Annotated in this window: 16 protein-coding genes; 9 read left to right on the top strand and 7 right to left on the bottom strand. The window is 65.4% G+C overall.

Annotation, left to right across the window (positions count from 1 at the left end; translation table 11 throughout):
* Window positions 1–8: 8 nt before the first annotated feature.
* Together OKA11_RS18900 and OKA11_RS18895 are read right to left on the bottom strand one after the other, a co-directional pair.
* Complete coding sequence (locus tag OKA11_RS18900; RefSeq protein WP_267223190.1) at window positions 9–1,676, bottom strand: putative bifunctional diguanylate cyclase/phosphodiesterase; 1,668 nt, start codon at window positions 1,674–1,676, stop codon at window positions 9–11.
* 208 nt (window positions 1,677–1,884) lie between these two features.
* On the bottom strand, window positions 1,885–2,820 hold the full coding sequence (locus tag OKA11_RS18895) for an isopenicillin N synthase family dioxygenase (protein ID WP_267223188.1): 936 nt from the start codon (window positions 2,818–2,820) through the stop codon (window positions 1,885–1,887).
* Between the two features lie 145 nt (window positions 2,821–2,965).
* Here OKA11_RS18895 and OKA11_RS18890 point away from each other — a divergent pair, with 145 nt between their 5' ends.
* From OKA11_RS18890 to OKA11_RS18880, 3 genes are all read left to right on the top strand, one after another.
* The gene (locus tag OKA11_RS18890; protein WP_267223186.1) at window positions 2,966–3,379 is read left to right on the top strand and encodes an EVE domain-containing protein; all 414 of its coding nucleotides are present in this window, start codon (window positions 2,966–2,968) and stop codon (window positions 3,377–3,379) included.
* 111 nt (window positions 3,380–3,490) lie between these two features.
* On the top strand, window positions 3,491–3,673 hold the full coding sequence (locus OKA11_RS18885; RefSeq protein ID WP_267223184.1) for a CsbD family protein: 183 nt from the start codon (window positions 3,491–3,493) through the stop codon (window positions 3,671–3,673).
* A gap of 174 nt (window positions 3,674–3,847) precedes the next feature.
* Window positions 3,848–4,075: a hypothetical protein gene (locus OKA11_RS18880; RefSeq protein WP_267223182.1), complete on the top strand. Its 228-nt coding sequence runs from the start codon at window positions 3,848–3,850 to the stop codon at window positions 4,073–4,075.
* A 52-nt stretch (window positions 4,076–4,127) separates the two neighbouring features.
* On the opposite strand, the gene OKA11_RS18875 is transcribed toward OKA11_RS18880, so the two are convergent.
* Window positions 4,128–5,441, bottom strand: coding sequence for an MFS transporter (locus OKA11_RS18875; RefSeq protein ID WP_267223180.1), 1,314 nt, complete (start codon window positions 5,439–5,441; stop codon window positions 4,128–4,130).
* A gap of 236 nt (window positions 5,442–5,677) precedes the next feature.
* Between OKA11_RS18875 and pgsA the strand changes: the two genes are divergently transcribed.
* Together pgsA and OKA11_RS18865 are read left to right on the top strand one after the other, a co-directional pair.
* A complete protein-coding gene (pgsA, locus tag OKA11_RS18870; RefSeq protein WP_267223178.1) occupies window positions 5,678–6,271 on the top strand; it encodes a CDP-diacylglycerol--glycerol-3-phosphate 3-phosphatidyltransferase in 594 nt (197 codons plus the stop codon).
* Between the two features lie 167 nt (window positions 6,272–6,438).
* Window positions 6,439–7,653 (top strand): MFS transporter, encoded by a 1,215-nt coding sequence (locus OKA11_RS18865; protein ID WP_267223176.1) that lies wholly within the window; start codon window positions 6,439–6,441, stop codon window positions 7,651–7,653.
* 103 nt (window positions 7,654–7,756) lie between these two features.
* On the opposite strand, the gene OKA11_RS18860 is transcribed toward OKA11_RS18865, so the two are convergent.
* The 3 genes from OKA11_RS18860 to OKA11_RS18850 form a co-directional block, all read right to left on the bottom strand.
* Entirely contained in the window at window positions 7,757–8,653 is an 897-nt protein-coding gene (locus tag OKA11_RS18860; protein ID WP_267223175.1) for a hydrogen peroxide-inducible genes activator, read from the bottom strand.
* A gap of 73 nt (window positions 8,654–8,726) precedes the next feature.
* Window positions 8,727–9,920: a ribonuclease D gene (gene rnd / locus OKA11_RS18855; RefSeq protein WP_267223173.1), complete on the bottom strand. Its 1,194-nt coding sequence runs from the start codon at window positions 9,918–9,920 to the stop codon at window positions 8,727–8,729.
* A 91-nt stretch (window positions 9,921–10,011) separates the two neighbouring features.
* Window positions 10,012–11,454, bottom strand: a complete 1,443-nt coding sequence (locus OKA11_RS18850; RefSeq protein WP_267223171.1) for a hypothetical protein — start codon at window positions 11,452–11,454, stop codon at window positions 10,012–10,014.
* Window positions 11,455–11,650: 196 nt separating this feature from the next.
* Here OKA11_RS18850 and aspS point away from each other — a divergent pair, with 196 nt between their 5' ends.
* The 4 genes from aspS to mltG all read left to right on the top strand — a co-directional run bounded on the left by aspS (window position 11,651) and on the right by mltG (window position 16,336).
* On the top strand, window positions 11,651–13,441 hold the full coding sequence (gene aspS, locus OKA11_RS18845; protein WP_267223170.1) for an aspartate--tRNA ligase: 1,791 nt from the start codon (window positions 11,651–11,653) through the stop codon (window positions 13,439–13,441).
* Between the two features lie 233 nt (window positions 13,442–13,674).
* The gene (locus OKA11_RS18840) at window positions 13,675–13,911 is read left to right on the top strand and encodes an acyl carrier protein (RefSeq protein WP_007013838.1); all 237 of its coding nucleotides are present in this window, start codon (window positions 13,675–13,677) and stop codon (window positions 13,909–13,911) included.
* A 169-nt stretch (window positions 13,912–14,080) separates the two neighbouring features.
* Entirely contained in the window at window positions 14,081–15,340 is a 1,260-nt protein-coding gene (gene fabF / locus OKA11_RS18835) for a beta-ketoacyl-ACP synthase II (protein ID WP_267223160.1), read from the top strand.
* A 21-nt stretch (window positions 15,341–15,361) separates the two neighbouring features.
* The gene (gene mltG / locus OKA11_RS18830) at window positions 15,362–16,336 is read left to right on the top strand and encodes an endolytic transglycosylase MltG (protein ID WP_267223158.1); all 975 of its coding nucleotides are present in this window, start codon (window positions 15,362–15,364) and stop codon (window positions 16,334–16,336) included.
* Window positions 16,337–16,490: 154 nt separating this feature from the next.
* Here the strand turns inward: mltG and OKA11_RS18825 are convergent, their stop codons facing one another.
* The gene (locus OKA11_RS18825) at window positions 16,491–16,901 is read right to left on the bottom strand and encodes a sugar transporter (RefSeq protein ID WP_267223156.1); all 411 of its coding nucleotides are present in this window, start codon (window positions 16,899–16,901) and stop codon (window positions 16,491–16,493) included.
* Between the last annotated feature and the right edge of the window lie 12 nt (window positions 16,902–16,913).

The following is a 16,913-nucleotide window of genomic DNA, read 5'->3' as shown; positions in this document are numbered from 1 at the left end:
TGAGGGCGCTATCCGACGCTGGTCCTGGGCACTTGCTGGGCGATCGAGAACACTTCCTGCGCCACGTCGCCGTTGGCAACGATGCCGATCGTGCCGAGCCATTCGGCCAGCTCCGCGGCGGGGCGAGGGCGCCCGTAAAGATAGCCCTGGCCCTTGATCTTGTCGTACTTGAGCAAATGTTCGAGCACGTCGCCGGTCTCGATGCCCTCGGCGGTGATCGGCAGGTCCATGCCCTTGCCGAGCATGGCGATGGCATGGACGATGGCGGCGCTGTCCTTGTTCTCGGCAATGCTGGACACGAACGAGCGGTCGATCTTGATGCGGTCGAACGGCAGGCTGCGCAGCTGCGCTAGCGAGCTGTAGCCGGTGCCGAAATCGTCGAGGCTGATCGTGATCCCCTGGTTCTTGAGGCTGGTGATCAGCGAGCGGACTTGCGCCAGGTTCTGGTGCAGGCACGATTCGGTGATCTCGATTTCCAGCCGGTGCGGCGGGAAATTGGCTTCCAGCAGGATCTTGAGCAGCTTCTGCGCAAACCAGGGATCGCGCAGCTGGATCGGCGAGATGTTGACCGCCAGCGTCAGTTTCTGGTCCCAGGCCTTGGCGTCTTCCAGGGCCTGGGCGATCACGCTTTCGGAAAGCTCGGCGATCACGCCGATTTCCTCGGCGATGGGGATGAAGATGTCGGGCGAGACGATGCCGAACTGGGGGGAATCCCAGCGCGCGAGCATCTCGAAGCCGGTCAGTTCACCGGTCTGCAGGTCGATCTGCTGCTCGTAGAACGGCACGAATTCGCCGCGCGCCACGCCCTTGCGGATGCCGTATTCGAGTTCGTTGCGGAAACGCATCTCATCGGCCATCGGGGCTTCGAACCAGAAGTAGCTGTTCCGGCCCTGGCGCTTGGAGTGGTACATGGCGATGTCCGCCATCTCGAGCAGGGTGCGGGCGTCGGGCAGGGTGCCGCCGCGCGCGAGGCTGTCGCTGCGGGCGAGGCCGATCGAGGCGGTGACCTCGATGCTGATGGCGTTGATCGTCGCGCTCTGGGCGATGGCTTCGACCAGCGAGGCGGCGATGCCGTCGATGCGGTCTGCCCGGTTGCGGTCGAACTCCACGGCAACGGCGAACTCGTCGCCGCCGATGCGGCTGACCAGCGCCTGCGAGGGCAGGCAGCCGGTGATGCGTTTGGCGCATTCCTGGAGCAGCCGGTCGCCGGTGTTGTGGCCGTTGAAGTCGTTGACCTGCTTGAAATTGTCGAGGTCGATCATGATCAGCGTCACCGCGCGGTCGCCGGTGAGCGCGGCCTGGCGGACCATCGTGTCGACGGCGTCGTTGAAGCTGCGGCGGTTGAGGAAGCCGGTCAGCGGATCGGTTTCGGCCAGGCGCCGGGCCTGGCGCTCGGCCTTCTTGCGCAGCTGGATCTCTTCGCAGAGCTGGCGATAGCGGCTCCACCCGAAGATGATGATCGCCACGTTGAGCAGGAAGGCGTTGAGGATGAAATTGTCGGGGCCGGGGCCGTGGCCGAGCAGTGACTTGACGACGTCGGGGCCCACTTCGCTGCCGGTGGCGATGAAGAGAAGGATCGCGGCCGTGACGATGCCGAGTGCGATGATGTCGATCTGGCGGTCGCCATCGAAATCATCGCCGGCGTTATCCGGCTGTGCGACCAATGCAATCTTCACGGGATGTGTCCCCCCAGAACGGCTACCCATGGCCGGGGGATATCCGGTGGGGTTGAAGTTTTGGTTAAATTTTTCAACCCCGACGATCAGACAAAAGTCGTAAAACGGCGATGCCTCGCTGAAAGTTCCCGGTCATCTCCGTTTTGCGTCCCCCGGAGCCGGAGGGGCCCGGGGGACGTCCTGGCGACGTTCCCCTGGGGCACCGGTTTCAGGCCTTGAGGCCGATCTCGCGCAGGCGTTCCTGCAGATAGTCGTCAGCGGTGATGCTCACCGGGTAACGGTCCGGGTTTTCCGGAGTGATGCACTGTTCCAGCGTCTTGAACGGGAAGTCGCTGCGCAAGTGCAGGAAGAAGGGCATCGAGTAACGGCTGTGCGCGGCGCGTGCGCCTTCGGGATTGCGGACGCGGTGCGTGGTCGAGGGCAGCACGTGGTTGGTCAGGCGCTGCAGCATGTCGCCGATGTTGATGACCACGGCGCCTTCGGGCGGGGCGACCGACAGCCACTCGCCGTTTTTGCCGAGCAGTTCGAGCCCGGCTTCCTGGGCACCGAGCAGCAGGGTGATGAGGTTGATGTCCTCATGCGCGCCGGCGCGGATGGCGCCGCCCGCGCCTTCGCCCACCGGCGGGTAGTGCAGCAGGCGCATGACCGAGTTGCCGTCGTCGATCGCCGGATCGAACCAGCGTGCGTCGAGGCCGAGGTCGACCGCGATGGCGGAGAGGATTTCGGCGCCGGCCTTGTCGAACTGGGCGTAAAGTTCGGTGAAGGTCTCCTGGAAGCCTTCGATCTCGTTGGGCCAGATGTTCGGCGGCATCGAGGCGGCCAGCGGCGAGCCTGCGGGCAGGTCGCGGCCGACGTGCCAGAATTCCTTGAGGTCTTTCTCGGTCGCGCCCTTGGCGACTTCGGTGCGGAACGGGGTGTAGCCCCGCGCGCCGCCCTGGCCGGCGATGAAGTACTGGCGCTTCGTCTCGTCGGGCAGCGCGAAGAAGCGGGCGGTCAGGTCCCAGGCGCGGTCGATCAGCGCCTGGTCGATGCCATGGTCGCGGACCATGGCAAAACCGAAGGTGCGGAAGCTCTCGCCGATGCGCGCGGCAAATTCGGCGCGGTCGGATTCGAGGCTGAGGACGGGAATCTGGGCAAGGTTCATCATGGTCTTCCAAACAGGATTCGGTCGAAGTGCTTGAAGATCAACGACTGGCACGGGCCGAATCACTGGTGTTGTCTTCGCGGCTGCTATTGCTATGTCGCCCCATAAAAGTTTCTGTCCCAAATCAAAATTCGAAAGGCTCGCGATGGCGAAGCGCTACTGGCTGATGAAGTCCGAACCCGATGCCTACGGCTGGGCCGACCTCGTCAAGGAAGGCGAGGGCACCTGGGACGGCGTGCGCAACCACCGTGCGGCCAACAACCTGCGCGCCATGGAAGTGGGCGACGAGGCGTTCTTCTACCATTCCAACATCGGCAAGGAGATCGTCGGCATCGCCGTGATCAGCGTGTCGGGGCTCGCCGATCCCAGCGATGCGGAGGGCAAGTGGGCGGCGGTCAAGGTCAAGCCGGTGCGAAAGCTGCGGCGTCCGGTCACGCTAGCGCAGATCAAGGCCGATCCCCGGCTTGCCGAAATGGAGATGATCCGGCTCTCGCGTCTGTCGGTGGCGGAAGTGACGGCTGAGGAATGGGACTACATCCTGGCGCTCTCCGAACGCTGAACGCGCTCGCGGCACGGTTCGGCGCAGCGGCGGCAACCGAGCCGCGGGCCAATCGCTTTTCCCTTTGTGAACGCGGCGATAGTTTGCCGCGCCAGACCAAGGAGAACAGCCATGGGACAGCTCAAGGACACCATCAAGGGCCTCGGTAACGAGATCGCCGGTAATGCCAAGCAGGTCGCGGGCGATGTCCGCAATGACCCGGCGCAGAAGGCCGAGGGCAAGGTCCAGGAAAAGAAGGGCGAGCTTCAGCAGGGCCTCGGCAAGGTCAAGGGCGCGCTTGGCGACCGTATCTGACCGGCCTATCCTTCATCGACGTTCGAAAGGGCTGCCGAAAGGCGGCCCTTTCTTTTGAGAAATCCTTGGATGTTAAAGGTTTGAAAGCGCGATTTGCGGCGCGTCCGTCCCGATTTGGGATGTCCCGTTTCGGGTGTCTGGCAAGACGGTAAACAAAGTCTTAATCTTGCCGCCATGAGACGATTGCAACGCCGCACGCTTGTGCTCACCAGCGAATCCGCCCGGCATCCGTTCCGGCGCACGCTTTCTCCCCGCGTCTGCACGGCGCCGTTTCCGGCGGATGTCGAGGCGGCTGAAAACGAGCAGGCACGCTGTGCCTGGCGGCTCAGCGGCGCTGATTGGCGCGGCTTCCTGTCCGCCTATTGCGCTTCGCTGGTCGCGATCGTGGTCTTCATCGCCTGATTGCAGGTCGGCATCAGCCCCCGCAGTCATGCGGCGCGGTCAGCCCCCGCACTCAGGCCGTGTGGGCCGACTTCTCGGCGCGGAACAACAGGTAGCCGAGCCAGGCAGAGGCGCCGCAGGCAATCGCCACGACCATCATTTGCTGCACCACCGGCAGTCCCAGCCAGGTCATCACGCCGGTCACCAATGCGCCGACCACCATCGCGCCGGAGTTGACGATATTGTTCGCGGCAATCGTCCGCGCCGTCAGCGACTTGTCGACGAAGGTCGTCAGGAAGGCATAGAGCGGCACGACAAACATGCCGCCGCAGATCGCGATGCCCAGCAGCGTGCCGAGCAAGGCCAGTGCCAGCGGCTGGACCAGGAACGTGCTGACGTTCATCAGCGGGTCCGTGGCCAGATGGCCCGGCCAGATCGCGCAGACTTCCTGGAAGGCGATCAGGAAGGCGCCCATGCCGATCACCGAGATCGGCGACCAGCGCGCCGAAACGGTGCCCTTGAGCAGGGCATTGATCGCCATTGAGCCGATCGCCACGCCCACCGAGAAGATCACCAGGAACAGGCTGGCCACTTCCTTGCTGGCATTGAGGATGTTCTTGGTCAGCGGCGGGAACTGGATGAACAGCACGGTGCCGATCGCCCAGAAGAAGCTGATCGAGCAGACCGCGAGGAACACGCGGCGATCACTGAGCGTCGTGCGCACGAGCCGGATCGAGGCGCGCAGGACATGGAAATCGAGTGGTTCGGGCGTGCACATCGGCGGGGCGGAAGGCACCTTGCGGCCGGCGACATAGCCGAGGATCGCGATGATCACGACCAGGATGGCGGCGTGGTCGACGCTGATCCAGCCGGCAACGATGGTGCCGGCCAGCACCGCGATATAGGTTCCCGCCTCGACCAGCCCGGTGCCCGAAAGCACTTCGCCTTCGCGTAGGTGCTGGGGCAGGATCGCGTACTTGATCGGCCCGAAGAAGGTCGAATGCACGCCCATCGCGAAGAGCGCGAGCAGCATCAGCGGAATCGCCAGCGCGTCGAGCGCGACATGTTGCCAGGCCAGCGCGAGGCCGGTGCCGCCCACGACCATGATCGCGATTTCGCAGGCCTTGATGACGCGGATGATCTTCGCCTTGTCGCGCATGTCGGCCAGTTGCCCGGCGAGCGCGGAGAGCAGGAAGAACGGGATCACGAAAATGCCCGAGGCCAGTGCGCTGAAACGGGCTTCGGCGGCCTCGGAGTTGTAGACCCCATAGACCACGAAAAGCACCATGGCGTTCTTGAACAGGTTGTCGTTGAACGCCCCGAGCAACTGGGTGACGAACAGCGGCAGGAAACGCCTCGCGCGGATGAGTTTGGTCGTCGTGGTCATGTCGTTGGAAAAATCGGCGGCCTCACTCTTCGTGCCGGGACACTTAATGCCACAGGGCGAGCGCACAAGCCCTGATCGGCTTTTTCTTGGGTGCGGCAGGTCCATGGCAGCGGTGACGCGGGGGGAGGAGCCCCCCGCAACAATTCGCATTCCCCCGATTTCGTCCGAAAAACCGATGGCTCTTTTGTCACTCCTCCATTCTCAAACGCGCACATCGCCGCTATGGCTATGCGGCGATGCTTACCTTGCCGAATATCCTCACGCTCTCCCGCATTGTCGCGATGCCGCTTCTGGCCTTCCTGCTGTGGTGGCCGAAATGGGAATTCGGCTATGGTCTGGCTTTCGCGCTCTACTGCCTGATGGGCATTACCGACTATTTCGACGGCTATCTCGCCCGGTCGAGCGGGGCGGTGTCCAAGCTCGGCGTGTTCCTCGATCCGATCGCCGACAAGATCATGGTCGCGGCGGTGATCCTCGTGCTGACTGCGCAGGGTGTCCTCACCGGCCCTTACGTGGGCGACATGCATGTCATCGCCGGGCTGATCATTCTCGTGCGCGAGATCGCGGTTTCGGGGCTGCGTGAATTCCTCGGCGGATTGCAGGTTTCGGTGCCGGTCAGCCGGCTCGCCAAGTGGAAGACGACGTTCCAGATGATCTCGCTCGGTGCGCTGATTCTCGGCGCCGCGATGCCGTGGTGGAACCTCGATCTCGGCGCGCTGGCGATCAATGTGCCGCACACGGTGGGTCTGACCACCTTGTGGGGCGCGGCCGTGCTGACGCTGATCACCGGCTGGGACTACCTGCGGGTCGGCCTCAAGCACATGGATTGAGCGCGGCGATCGCGCCCTGCGAACATGAGCGGCTGGCTCCTCGCGGCAGGAGCGATGGCCCGCCTCTGGTTGCAAAAAACGCTATTCGGAGTGCGCTTGTTGCGTTTGGCTCAAGCGTTTGCCTGCGTCAGGTGGCTGCGCAGTCGGGGGACATCACTATCGCAAGGATGAATCCCATCACCGCCTCTCGTCGCCTGCTTGCCGCCCAGTTCCGCAATCCGGATCCGAAGCCTCGGAAATTCGGTCGCGCGCTGGTGTTCGCGCTGGCGGCCTCGGCGGGGCTGACGGTCGCCAACATCTATTACGGCCAGCCCATGCTCGGCCTGATGGAGCGTGATGTTCCCGGCGCCGCGATCACCTACGTGCCGACCGCCACGCAGCTGGGCTATGCGGCGGGCCTCGTGCTGCTGGTTCCCCTCGGCGATCTGGTCGAGCGCAAGCGGCTGATCGTCCTCCAGTGCATTGCCCTGGCGATCGGACTGGCGCTGGTCGCCGCGGCGCCGAGCGGGGCGATGGTGCTGGCGGCATCGCTGGTGGTCGGCCTGCTCGCCTCGGTGGCGCAGCAGATCGTGCCGCTTGCGGCGAACCTCGCGCCGGAGGACAAGCGCGGCTCGGTGGTCGGAACGGTCATGGCCGGGCTGCTCTGCGGCATCCTCCTGAGCCGCACCCTGGCCGGATTCGTGGGCGCCGAGTTCGGCTGGCGGGCGATGTTCGCGCTGGCGGTGCCGCTGGCGCTGGGAACTGCCGGGCTGCTCGCCTGGCAATTGCCGCGCAGCCAGCCCAAGCCTGCGGGCATGGGCTATGGCGGGCTGCTGGTCTCGCTCTGGGGGCTGTGGCGCGAATTTCCCGCGCTGCGCCTCGCCACCTTCACTCAGTGCACCCAGTTCGGCGTGTTCAGCGTGTTCTGGACGATCCTGGCACTGCATTTGCAGGAACCGCGCTTCGGGCTCGGGTCGGAAGTGGCCGGGCTGTTCGGTATTCTCGGTGCAGCCGGGGTGCTGGCCGCGCCGATCGCGGGCCGGATCGCCGATCGCCGGGGGCCGCACATGGTGATCGTGGCGGCAAGCGCGTTCACGCTGGCTTCCTGGCTGATCTTTGCATTCTGGACCTCGATCGCCGGGCTGGTGATCGGCGTCCTGGTGCTCGACTTCGCGATCCAGGCCAGCCAGATTTCCAACCAGAGCATCATCTATGCCCTGCGTCCCGAAGCGCGCTCGCGCATCAACACCGTCTACATGGGCACGATGTTCCTGGCCGGTGCGGTGAGTTCGGGCGCGGCGACGGTGGTCTGGCACCACTGGGGCTGGAGCGGGGTGACGATGCTGGGCATCGCCATCGCTTCGGTTGGCATGGCGCTGCAGGGGCTGCGCCGCCGGGGTTAGCGCGGTTTCGGGTTCATCAGGTGGAACCACCTGACGAACCGGAAACCGCCCAGACACAAAATCCTGGAGCAATTGACCCGACGGGGTCGGATCGGAAAACGCCCTAACCGGCGCGCAGTTCGTCCGCGAGCAGCCGGAATTCTTCCGCGCGCGGCGAATTGCGGCGCCAGACCAGCGCGATCTCGCGGTTGGCGTGGGGGGAATTGAGCGGGCGGGCGACCACATTGGTGCCGTTCAGGATACCGGCATCGATGGCCATTTCCGGCAGCATCGTCAGGCCGAGCCCGTTGTCGACCATCTGCACCAGGGTGTGCAGGCTGGTGCCGATCATCGTCGCCGAAGCGCGCAGTTCCGGGCGGTTGCAGGCCGCCAGTGCGTGGTCTTTCAGACAGTGCCCGTCTTCCAGCAGCAGCAGGCGATGCTCGTCGATGATGTCGGGGCCGACTTCCTCGGGCGGGTTGCGCGGATCGTCGCTGGGGAAAGCGACGTAGAAGGCATCCAGCTCGATGGTCTCCTTCTCCACTTCGCCGGTGGCGTAGGGCAGGGCGAGCAGCACGCAGTCGGCGCGGCCGTGGTGGAGCGATTCGATGGCGGCCTGGCTGGGTTCCTCGCGCAGGAACAGCTTGAGGTTCGGGCGCTCGCGGCGCAGGCGCGGCAGCATGCGGGGTAGCAGGAACGGCGCGATCGTCGGGATCACGCTCATGCGCACTTCGCCCGAGAGCGGCTTTCCACTCGACTGCACGAGATCGGACAGTTCCTCGGTCTCGCGCAGGATGCGGTGGGCTTTTTCGACGACGGCATTGCCCAGCGGGGTGAAGCGCACCGCGCGCTTGGTGCGTTCGACCAGGGTGACGCCGAGCAGCGCCTCCAGATCGCGCAGGCCCGCCGAAAGCGTGGACTGCGAGACGAAGCAGGCATCCGCGGCACGGCCGAAATGGCCATGCTCATGAAGCGAGACAAGGTACTGAAGCTGCTTGAGCGTGGGCTGATAGACGGTCACGCGCGGGCTATCGCACGAAGAGGGGCGCTTCGCCAACCATTTGCGCGCGGTCCGTGAATTGGGGGCAGGCCGGTCACTCGGTGACCGGCACCTCCTCCGCATCTTCGACACGAGTCATCTTCAGCTTGCCGTCGACGACCGCGAAGGCGAGCTTGCCCTCGACGAGGTCGAGCGCGTCATGGCCGAAGACTTCGTAGCGCCAGCCTTCCAGGATCGGCAGGTTCTTGCGCACGCCGGCGGCCAGCAGTTCGAGGTCTTCGCTGCGCGCCAGCAGGCGGGCGGCCACGTCGATCTCGCGCGCACGGATCTTGAGCAGCAGCTTGAGCAGGTCCGCCACCAGCGAGCCTTCCTTGCCGAGCGGCGCACCGCGCGGGGCGCGCGGCGGCATCTCGTCATCGGTCAGCGGCGACGACTTGGCGATGGTGTTCATCAGGCGCTTGCCGATGTCGTTGTCCTTCCAGCCCTGCGAGAGGCCGCGCACCTTGGCAAGGTCCGACTGCTGCTTGGGCGGGTGGCTGGCGAGGTCGGCCAGTGTCTCGTCGCGGGCGATGCGGCCGCGCGGGATGTTCTTGCCCTGCGCCTCGATCTCGCGCCATTCGGCGATGGCCTTGAGGCGGCCGAGCATGGCGGCGTTGCGGCCGGCGGCCTTGATGCGCTTCCACGCCTCGGTGGGATCGTTGCGGTAGTTGGCCGGATCGGCCAGCTTTTCCATTTCCTGGTCGAGCCACTGGCCGCGGCCGGTCTTCATCAGGCGCTTGAGGATCTTGGGGAAGATCTTGGCCAGATGGGTGACGTCGCCGATGGCGTATTCGATCTGGCGTTCGGTCAGCGGGCGGCGCGACCAGTCGGTGAAGCGGGCGCCCTTGTCGATGGTCAGGCCCTGCCACGATTCGACCAGGTTCGAATAGCCGATCTGCTCCGACTGGCTGATTGCCATCATCGCGATCTGCGTGTCGAAGATCGGGTGCGGGGTACGGCCGGTGAAGTTGTAGATGATTTCGACGTCCTGGCCGCCGGCGTGGAAGACCTTGAGCACGTCCTCGTTGTCGGTCAGCAGGTCGAGCAGCGGAGACAGGTCGAGCCCGTCCGCCTTCGGATCGACGGCGGCGGCTTCCTCGGTATTGGCGATCTGCACGAGGCAGAGTTCGGGCCAATAGGTGTTCTCGCGCATGAACTCGGTATCCACCGTCACGAAATCCGATTTCGCGAGGCGTTCGCACAGAGCGGAGAGCTCTTCCGTCTTTGTAATAAGCGGGTGAATGATCATTGCGACTGCGGCGTTACGCCGAACCGGGCGGGGGATCAATCTCCCCGACCGGTCCGACTCTCAGTTTTGTCGGAGAAATCCGGCGGCGACGCTATTTTTTGCCGAACAGGCGTTCGAGCAGGCTGCTTAACAGGCTGGCCGGACGCTCTTCCTCGATGGCGATGGTCTCGCGGTCGACGAAGCGGCGGCGCAGCTGGGTGCCGGTGACGTGGATGCCCGGCGGCGGCAGGTGCAGCGCTTCCTCGTCCTCATGGGCCGGCGCCGGTTCGCGTGCGGGTTCGAGAACCGGGAGAGGGGCCGCCGCAGGCGTGGCGGTCGCCGCCATGCGCAGGCCGTCGAGCGCGGCATAGTCGGTTGCGGCGTCGGTCGCGGCCAGCTCCTCCATTTCCTCGCTTTCGAGGTCATGGTGCTGTGTTTCGGCGGGCCAGTCGTCGAAGCCGGCTGCCTCGAAATCGGCGGCGCCAAAGTCGATCCGTTCCTGTGCCTGCGGGAACTGGCGGAACACGCTGGCGGGCGGCTCGTCGGTGGACGGGGGCTGCAGGGAGGCGCCGAACAGGGGCTGCGCGGTCTCGGTCGATGCCTCTTCCTGCGCCAGCGGCGGTGCGAAAGGCGCGCGGCCGGTGTCGAAGATCGGCGCCGGGAGTTCGGTGGGCTGCAGGTCGGACGGCAGCGGGTCGGGCCGCGCAAGATCCGAAGAGGCCAGATCCGAAGAGGTCAGGTCCGCAGAGGGCAGGTGTGGGCGCGGCGCGGGCATCGCGGCAAGATGCGCGCCCAGATCCAGCGGGCGGCGCTCCAGCACGGCGCCGATCCCGCGCGCGGTGGGCGCCGGTTCGGCCGACACGAAGCCATCGCGCGCGGTCGCGGCCGGGGCCTCGAACCAGGGATAGGCCTCGTTGCTGCCCACCAGCACTGCCATGGCGCGGGGAAGTCCCTCGGCGGCAACCTTGTCGCGCACGGCCTGGTGGACCAGCACGGCAAGATAACAGGCGCCGACCACGAAGCCGCGCTGTTCCTCCGGTGTTGCGCTGCCGCTGCGGCAATGGTTCTCAAGCGCGGCGATCACGGCGTTGAGATCGTCGAGCCCGGCTACCCGCAAGGTGTCGTCGAGATCCTCGAAAGCCCCCTGCCAGGCATTGGTCGTGCCGGTATAGCCGGCGCAGAGTCCGTCGCGGTCGGCGTGGGAGAAGCCCCAGGCCTGGTCGGTATAATATGTGGTCTCGAATGCGAGGGTGGGGGCGCCGCCGAAGCCCGCCTGCATTCCGCAGACATCGATGCCGATCGCGGTGATCGGGTCGCCGGGGCTGTCGAGTTCGCCGATCCGTTCGATCAGGCGGTCCCAGCCGGTGACTTCGAGTTCCGAGGCGGCGATGAACCGGAAGCGCGCGGGCAGGGGCTGACCCTGGCCGCACAAGTAGCCGAGTTCGGCCTTGAGCGCGCGGGCGGCCTGGTCGGCGTCGCCGGCGCGCAGCATGGACTCGATCGCGAGGCGGAACTGGCTTTCCGGCCTGCCGTCGACCGTGACGTCCGCAAGCATTATCTTTCTCCATGAGACCCTTTGATGCCGGGATAGCTCCGCAATGGTTGATACCGGGTTACCGTGCCCGCCTTCTGCGCCGCCCCGCGCGGGACAAACCCGGCGAATGCAAATCCCCATCTGGAAATAATCCGGCCACTCGACTAGGGGGCACGGCTTGCAACCTGTTTCAGATCAAGAGAAGCGCGAGCCCGCCATGACTCATCCCTATCGCTCCCACACCTGCGGCGCCCTGACCGCTGCCGAGGTCGGCCAGTCCGTCCGCCTCTCGGGCTGGGTGCATCGCAAGCGCGATCACGGCGGCGTCCTCTTCGTCGATCTGCGCGATCACTACGGTATCACCCAGATCGTCACCGACAGCGACAGCCCGGCGCTGGCCGTGCTCGATTCGCTGCGCGTCGAATCGGTGGTCACCATCGAAGGCGAAGTGAAGGCCCGCAGCGCCTCGACCGTGAACCCGAACCTGCCGACCGGCGAGATCGAGGTCTATGCCCGCGCCGTGACCGTCCAGGCGAAGGCCGAGGAACTGCCGATGCCGGTGGCCGGCGAGCAGGAATATCCCGAGGACATCCGCCTGCGCTATCGCTTCCTCGACCTGCGCCGCGAGACGCTGCACGCCAACATCGTCAAGCGCACCAAGATCATCTCGGACATGCGCCGCAAGATGGAAGGCATCGGCTTCACCGAATACGCGACGCCGATCCTCACCGCCTCCTCGCCCGAAGGCGCGCGCGACTTCCTGGTGCCCAGCCGCATCCACGCGGGCAAGTTCTATGCGCTGCCGCAGGCGCCGCAGCAGTACAAGCAGCTGCTGATGGTCGCCGGTTTCGACCGCTACTTCCAGATTGCCCCCTGCTTCCGCGACGAGGACCCGCGCGCCGACCGTCTGCCGGGCGAGTTCTACCAGCTCGACCTCGAAATGAGCTTCGTGACCCAGGAAGAGATCTGGGAAACCATGGAGCCGGTGCTGCAGAGCGTCTTTGCCGACTTCGCCGAAGGCAAGCCGGTCACCCCGGCAGGCAGCTTCCGCCGCATTCCGCACGCGCAGTCGATGCTGGACTACGGTTCGGACAAGCCTGATCTGCGCAACCCGCTGATCATCAAGGACGTGACCGGGCACTTCGTCGAATCGGGCTTCGGCATCTTCGCGGGCATCGTCGCAAACGGCGGCGTGATCCGCGCGATCCCGGCTCCGGGTGCGGGCGCGGGCAGCCGCAAGTTCTTCGACGACATGAACGTCTGGGCGCGCGGCGAGGGCTATTCGGGCCTTGGCTACATCAACATCAAGGACGGCGTCCCCGGCGGCCCGATCGCCAAGAACCACGGCGAGGAAAAGACCGCGGCGCTGATCGAGGCGCTGGGCCTTGGCCCGAACGACGGCGTGTTCTTCGCCGCCGGCAAGGAAGAGCAGGCTGCCAAGCTGGCCGGTCTTGCCCGCATCCGCACCGGCGAGCAGCTGGACCTCATCGACAAGGACCGCTTCGAGCTGTGCTGGATCGTCGACTTCCCGTTCTACGAATGGGACGAGGACAACAAGAAGGTCGACTTCGCGCACAACCCGTTCTCGATGCCGCAGGGCGGCATGGAAGCGCTGGAAGGCCAGGACCCGCTGACGATCAAGGCGTACCAGTACGACCTCGTCTGCAACGGCTTCGAAATCGCCTCGGGCTCGATCCGTAACCAGTCGCCGGAACTGATGGTCAAGGCCTTCGAGATGGTCGGCCTCACCAAGGCCGACGTCGAGGAGCGCTTCGGCGGCCTCTACCGCGCCTTCCAGTACGGCGCCCCGCCGCACGGCGGCATGGCGGCCGGTGTCGACCGCATCGTGATGCTGCTCTGCGGCGCGCAGAACCTGCGTGAAGTGGCGCTGTTCCCGATGAACCAGCGCGCCGAAGACCTGCTGATGGGCGCGCCGACCCCGGCCGAGCCCAAGCAACTGCGCGAACTGCACATGCGTGTGGTCGAGCCGCAGAAGCCGGCGGCCTGACGGCAGGCTGTTTGCCGCTAAGGGAAGGCCCCGGTTTTCCGGGGTCTTTTTCGCCGAGGCGGCGCAAGAATGGGCGATATGGGCTGGAAAAGCCCGGCGCAGGTCGATAAGGACGCCTGCGATGCCTCGCGCGACGGCACCAACTTGCGCGCGAGGCTTGCCAGCGCCCCGCCCAATCATTAGGGCGGCTGGCGAGATACAATACCGACCGATTTTTGAAGGGGTCTATTCACATGAGCGATACCGCCGATCGGGTTAAGAAGATCGTCGTCGAGCACCTCGGCGTGGAAGCCGACAAGGTCACCGAAGAAGCAAGCTTCATCGACGATCTGGGCGCTGACTCGCTCGACATCGTCGAGCTGGTCATGGCGTTCGAAGAAGAATTCGGCGTCGAGATCCCGGACGATGCAGCTGAAAAGATCAGCACCGTCTCCGATGCGATCAAGTACATCGAAGAGAACAAGGGCTGATCCGGCCTGCGGTCGCAATGGCGTTTCCGGTCTCGGCCGGGACGCCTTGTGTCCACTCACGGATTGAAATCGACAGGCTCGACCTCTAAGGGGGCGGGCCTGTTGCCGTTTCTGCCGGTGGAGTTTCCAGCGGTGCAACCACGGCCTATTTGAGTTTTGGAGAGCGTGAATGCGTCGCGTCGTCGTAACCGGTCTTGGTCTGGTCACCCCGCTCGGGGCTGATGTCGAGACCACCTGGGCCAACATCCTTGCTAGCAAGAGCGGTGCGGGTCCGATCACCAAGTTCGATGCTTCGGACCAGAAGTGCCAGATCGCCTGCGAAGTGAAGCCGGCCGATCATGAGTACGGGTTCGATGCCGGCAAGCGCGTCGATCACAAGATCCAGCGCCAGGTCGATCCCTTCATCGTCTTCGGCATCGATGCCGCAGGCCAGGCGCTCGAGGACGCCGGTCTCACCGACATGAGCGAGGAAGACAAGCTCATGGCCGGTTGCTCGATCGGTTCGGGCATCGGCGGTCTGCCGGGCATCGAAAGCGAATCGCTGGTCCTGGCCGAAAAGGGGCCGGGCCGTGTCTCGCCGCACTTCGTCCATGGCCGCCTGATCAACCTGATCTCGGGCCAGGTCTCGATCAAGTACGGCCTCAAGGGTCCGAACCACGCGGTCGTCACCGCCTGCTCGACCGGCGCCCACTCGATCGGCGATGCCGCTCGCATGATCAAGGACGGCGATGCCGACATCATGCTGGCAGGCGGCGCCGAATCGACCGTCTGCCCGATCGGCATTGCCGGTTTCGCGCAGGCCCGCGCGCTCAACTGCAGCTACAACGACCGCCCCGAACAGGCGAGCCGCCCCTACGACAAGGATCGTGACGGCTTCGTCATGGGCGAGGGTGCCGGCGTTCTCGTGCTCGAGGAGTACGAACACGCCAAGGCCCGCGGCGCGAAGATCTACTGCGAAGTGATCGGCTACGGCCTTTCGGGCGATGCCTTCCACGTCACCGCTCCGCACCCGGACGGCGACGGCGCCTACCGCTCGATGCAGATGGCGCTGAAGAAGGCGGGCATGACCCCGGCCGACATCGATTACATCAACGCCCACGGCACTTCGACCATGGCCGATACCATCGAACTGGGCGCCGTGCGCCGCCTGTTCGGCGATGCCATCGGCTCGGTCTCGATGAGCTCGACCAAGTCGGCCATCGGCCACCTGCTTGGCGGTGCCGGCGCGGTCGAATCGATCTTCTGCATCCTGGCGATGCGCGACCAGATCGTGCCGCCCACGCTCAATCTCGACACCCCGGACGAGGGCACCGAGGGCGTCGACCTGGTTCCGCATGTCGCGCGCAAGCGTGAAGTGCGCGCGGTGCTGAACAACTCGTTCGGCTTCGGCGGCACCAATGCCAGCCTGGTGATGCGCAAGATCGACTGATCGCGAAAGGCTGAAGAGGCGATGATGTCGCGGCGCAACTGGTTTATCGTCGCGGCCATCGGCCTGTCGGCGGTGATCGCCCTCTGGTCCTTCGTGGGCGGCTGGTACGGTTCCGGCCCGCTCGCGAAGGACACCCATTTCATTGTTCCCAACGGGGCGAGCCTCGCCTCGGTGGCCGAGCGGCTGGAAAAACAGGGCGCGATCCGCTCTGCCAGCGGCTTTGCGCTGCGCGCCCGCGTGTTCGGCGGCGGCGGCGCGATCAAGGCGGGCGAGTTCGCCATTCCCGCGCACGCCAGTTCCTCGCGCATTCTGGCGATCATCTCCAGCGACGATGTGATCCGCCGCTTTGTCACCGTGCCGGAGGGCATGCCCTCGATCATGGTGCAGGAACGGCTGATGGCGCAGAGCGGTCTGACCGGTGACATCGCCGTGCCGGACGAGGGCTCGATCCTGCCGGACAGCTACGCCTTCGGCAAAGGCGAGGCCCGCGAGGACGTGCTGCGCCGCATGCAGGCGGCCATGCGGCGGACCCTGGCCGAACTGTGGGACAAGCGCGACGAGGGGCTGGTCGTCAAGACGCCGGAGCAGGCCGTCATTCTCGCCTCGATCGTCGAGAAGGAAACCGGCAAGCCCTCCGAGCGGACGATGGTGGCCGGGCTCTATTCCAACCGCCTGCGCATCGGCATGCCGTTGCAGGCCGATCCCACGATCATCTACCCGATCACCCGGGGCAAGCCGCTCGGTCGCCGGATCCTCCAGTCGGAGATCCGCGCGGTCAACGACTACAATACCTACTCGATGCCCGGCCTGCCCAAGTACCCGATCACCAACCCGGGCAAGGCCTCTATCGAGGCGGTGTTGCATCCGGCCAAGACCGGGGCGCTCTACATGGTTGCCGACGGGACCGGTGGCCACGCATTTGCTTCGACGCTGGCCGAGCACAACGAGAACGTAAAGAAGTGGTTCGCGATCCGCCGCGCGCGCGGCGAGATCTGAGGCTCCGTTTGAAAGCTGCCGGATTAGGGCAGTTTGGGGGCGGGCTGATGCCGTGAAATTCGCCTTTTCCGAATTTCCAGACAGTCTCTGAGCAGGCTATCGAGGGGCAGGGGGCAGTCGCCCGCTGCCCCTACGTTTTTGTCCGCAGGGCGCGTCAATGGAGCGTGCCGTCTGCCCGCTTGCGCCGGGCATAGGCAACCGAGGCGGCGGCGATTACGAGGATCATCAGCGGAAAGATCGCCGCCGCCGGCCCCTTGGCGCCGAGCATTCCGAAATCGAGGAAGCTCCAGCCGAACTGCACGATCACCCCGGCAAGCGACAGGGCAAAGAACGCCCAGGCGCTGCCGCGACGCATCAGCAGCAGGAGCGCGCCCAGGGTTCCGCTCCATACGGCGATCGCATAGGCGCCCCAGGCCCAGGCGGGCATCTGCATGAAGGCCTGCGCGGCAACCGGGTCGGTTCGGGCCAGTTCGTCGAGATCGGTGCTGGCCTGCATGAAGTAGGCGGCATCGCCCAGCAGGTTCCACAACAGGATGCCGGAGGCGATGATCCAGAACCTGCGCATGTTGCTCTCCCT

The organism is Novosphingobium clariflavum, from assembly GCF_026420865.1.
Classification (GTDB): domain Bacteria; phylum Pseudomonadota; class Alphaproteobacteria; order Sphingomonadales; family Sphingomonadaceae; genus Novosphingobium; species Novosphingobium clariflavum.
This window is presented reverse-complemented; position numbering and strand designations above follow the sequence as displayed.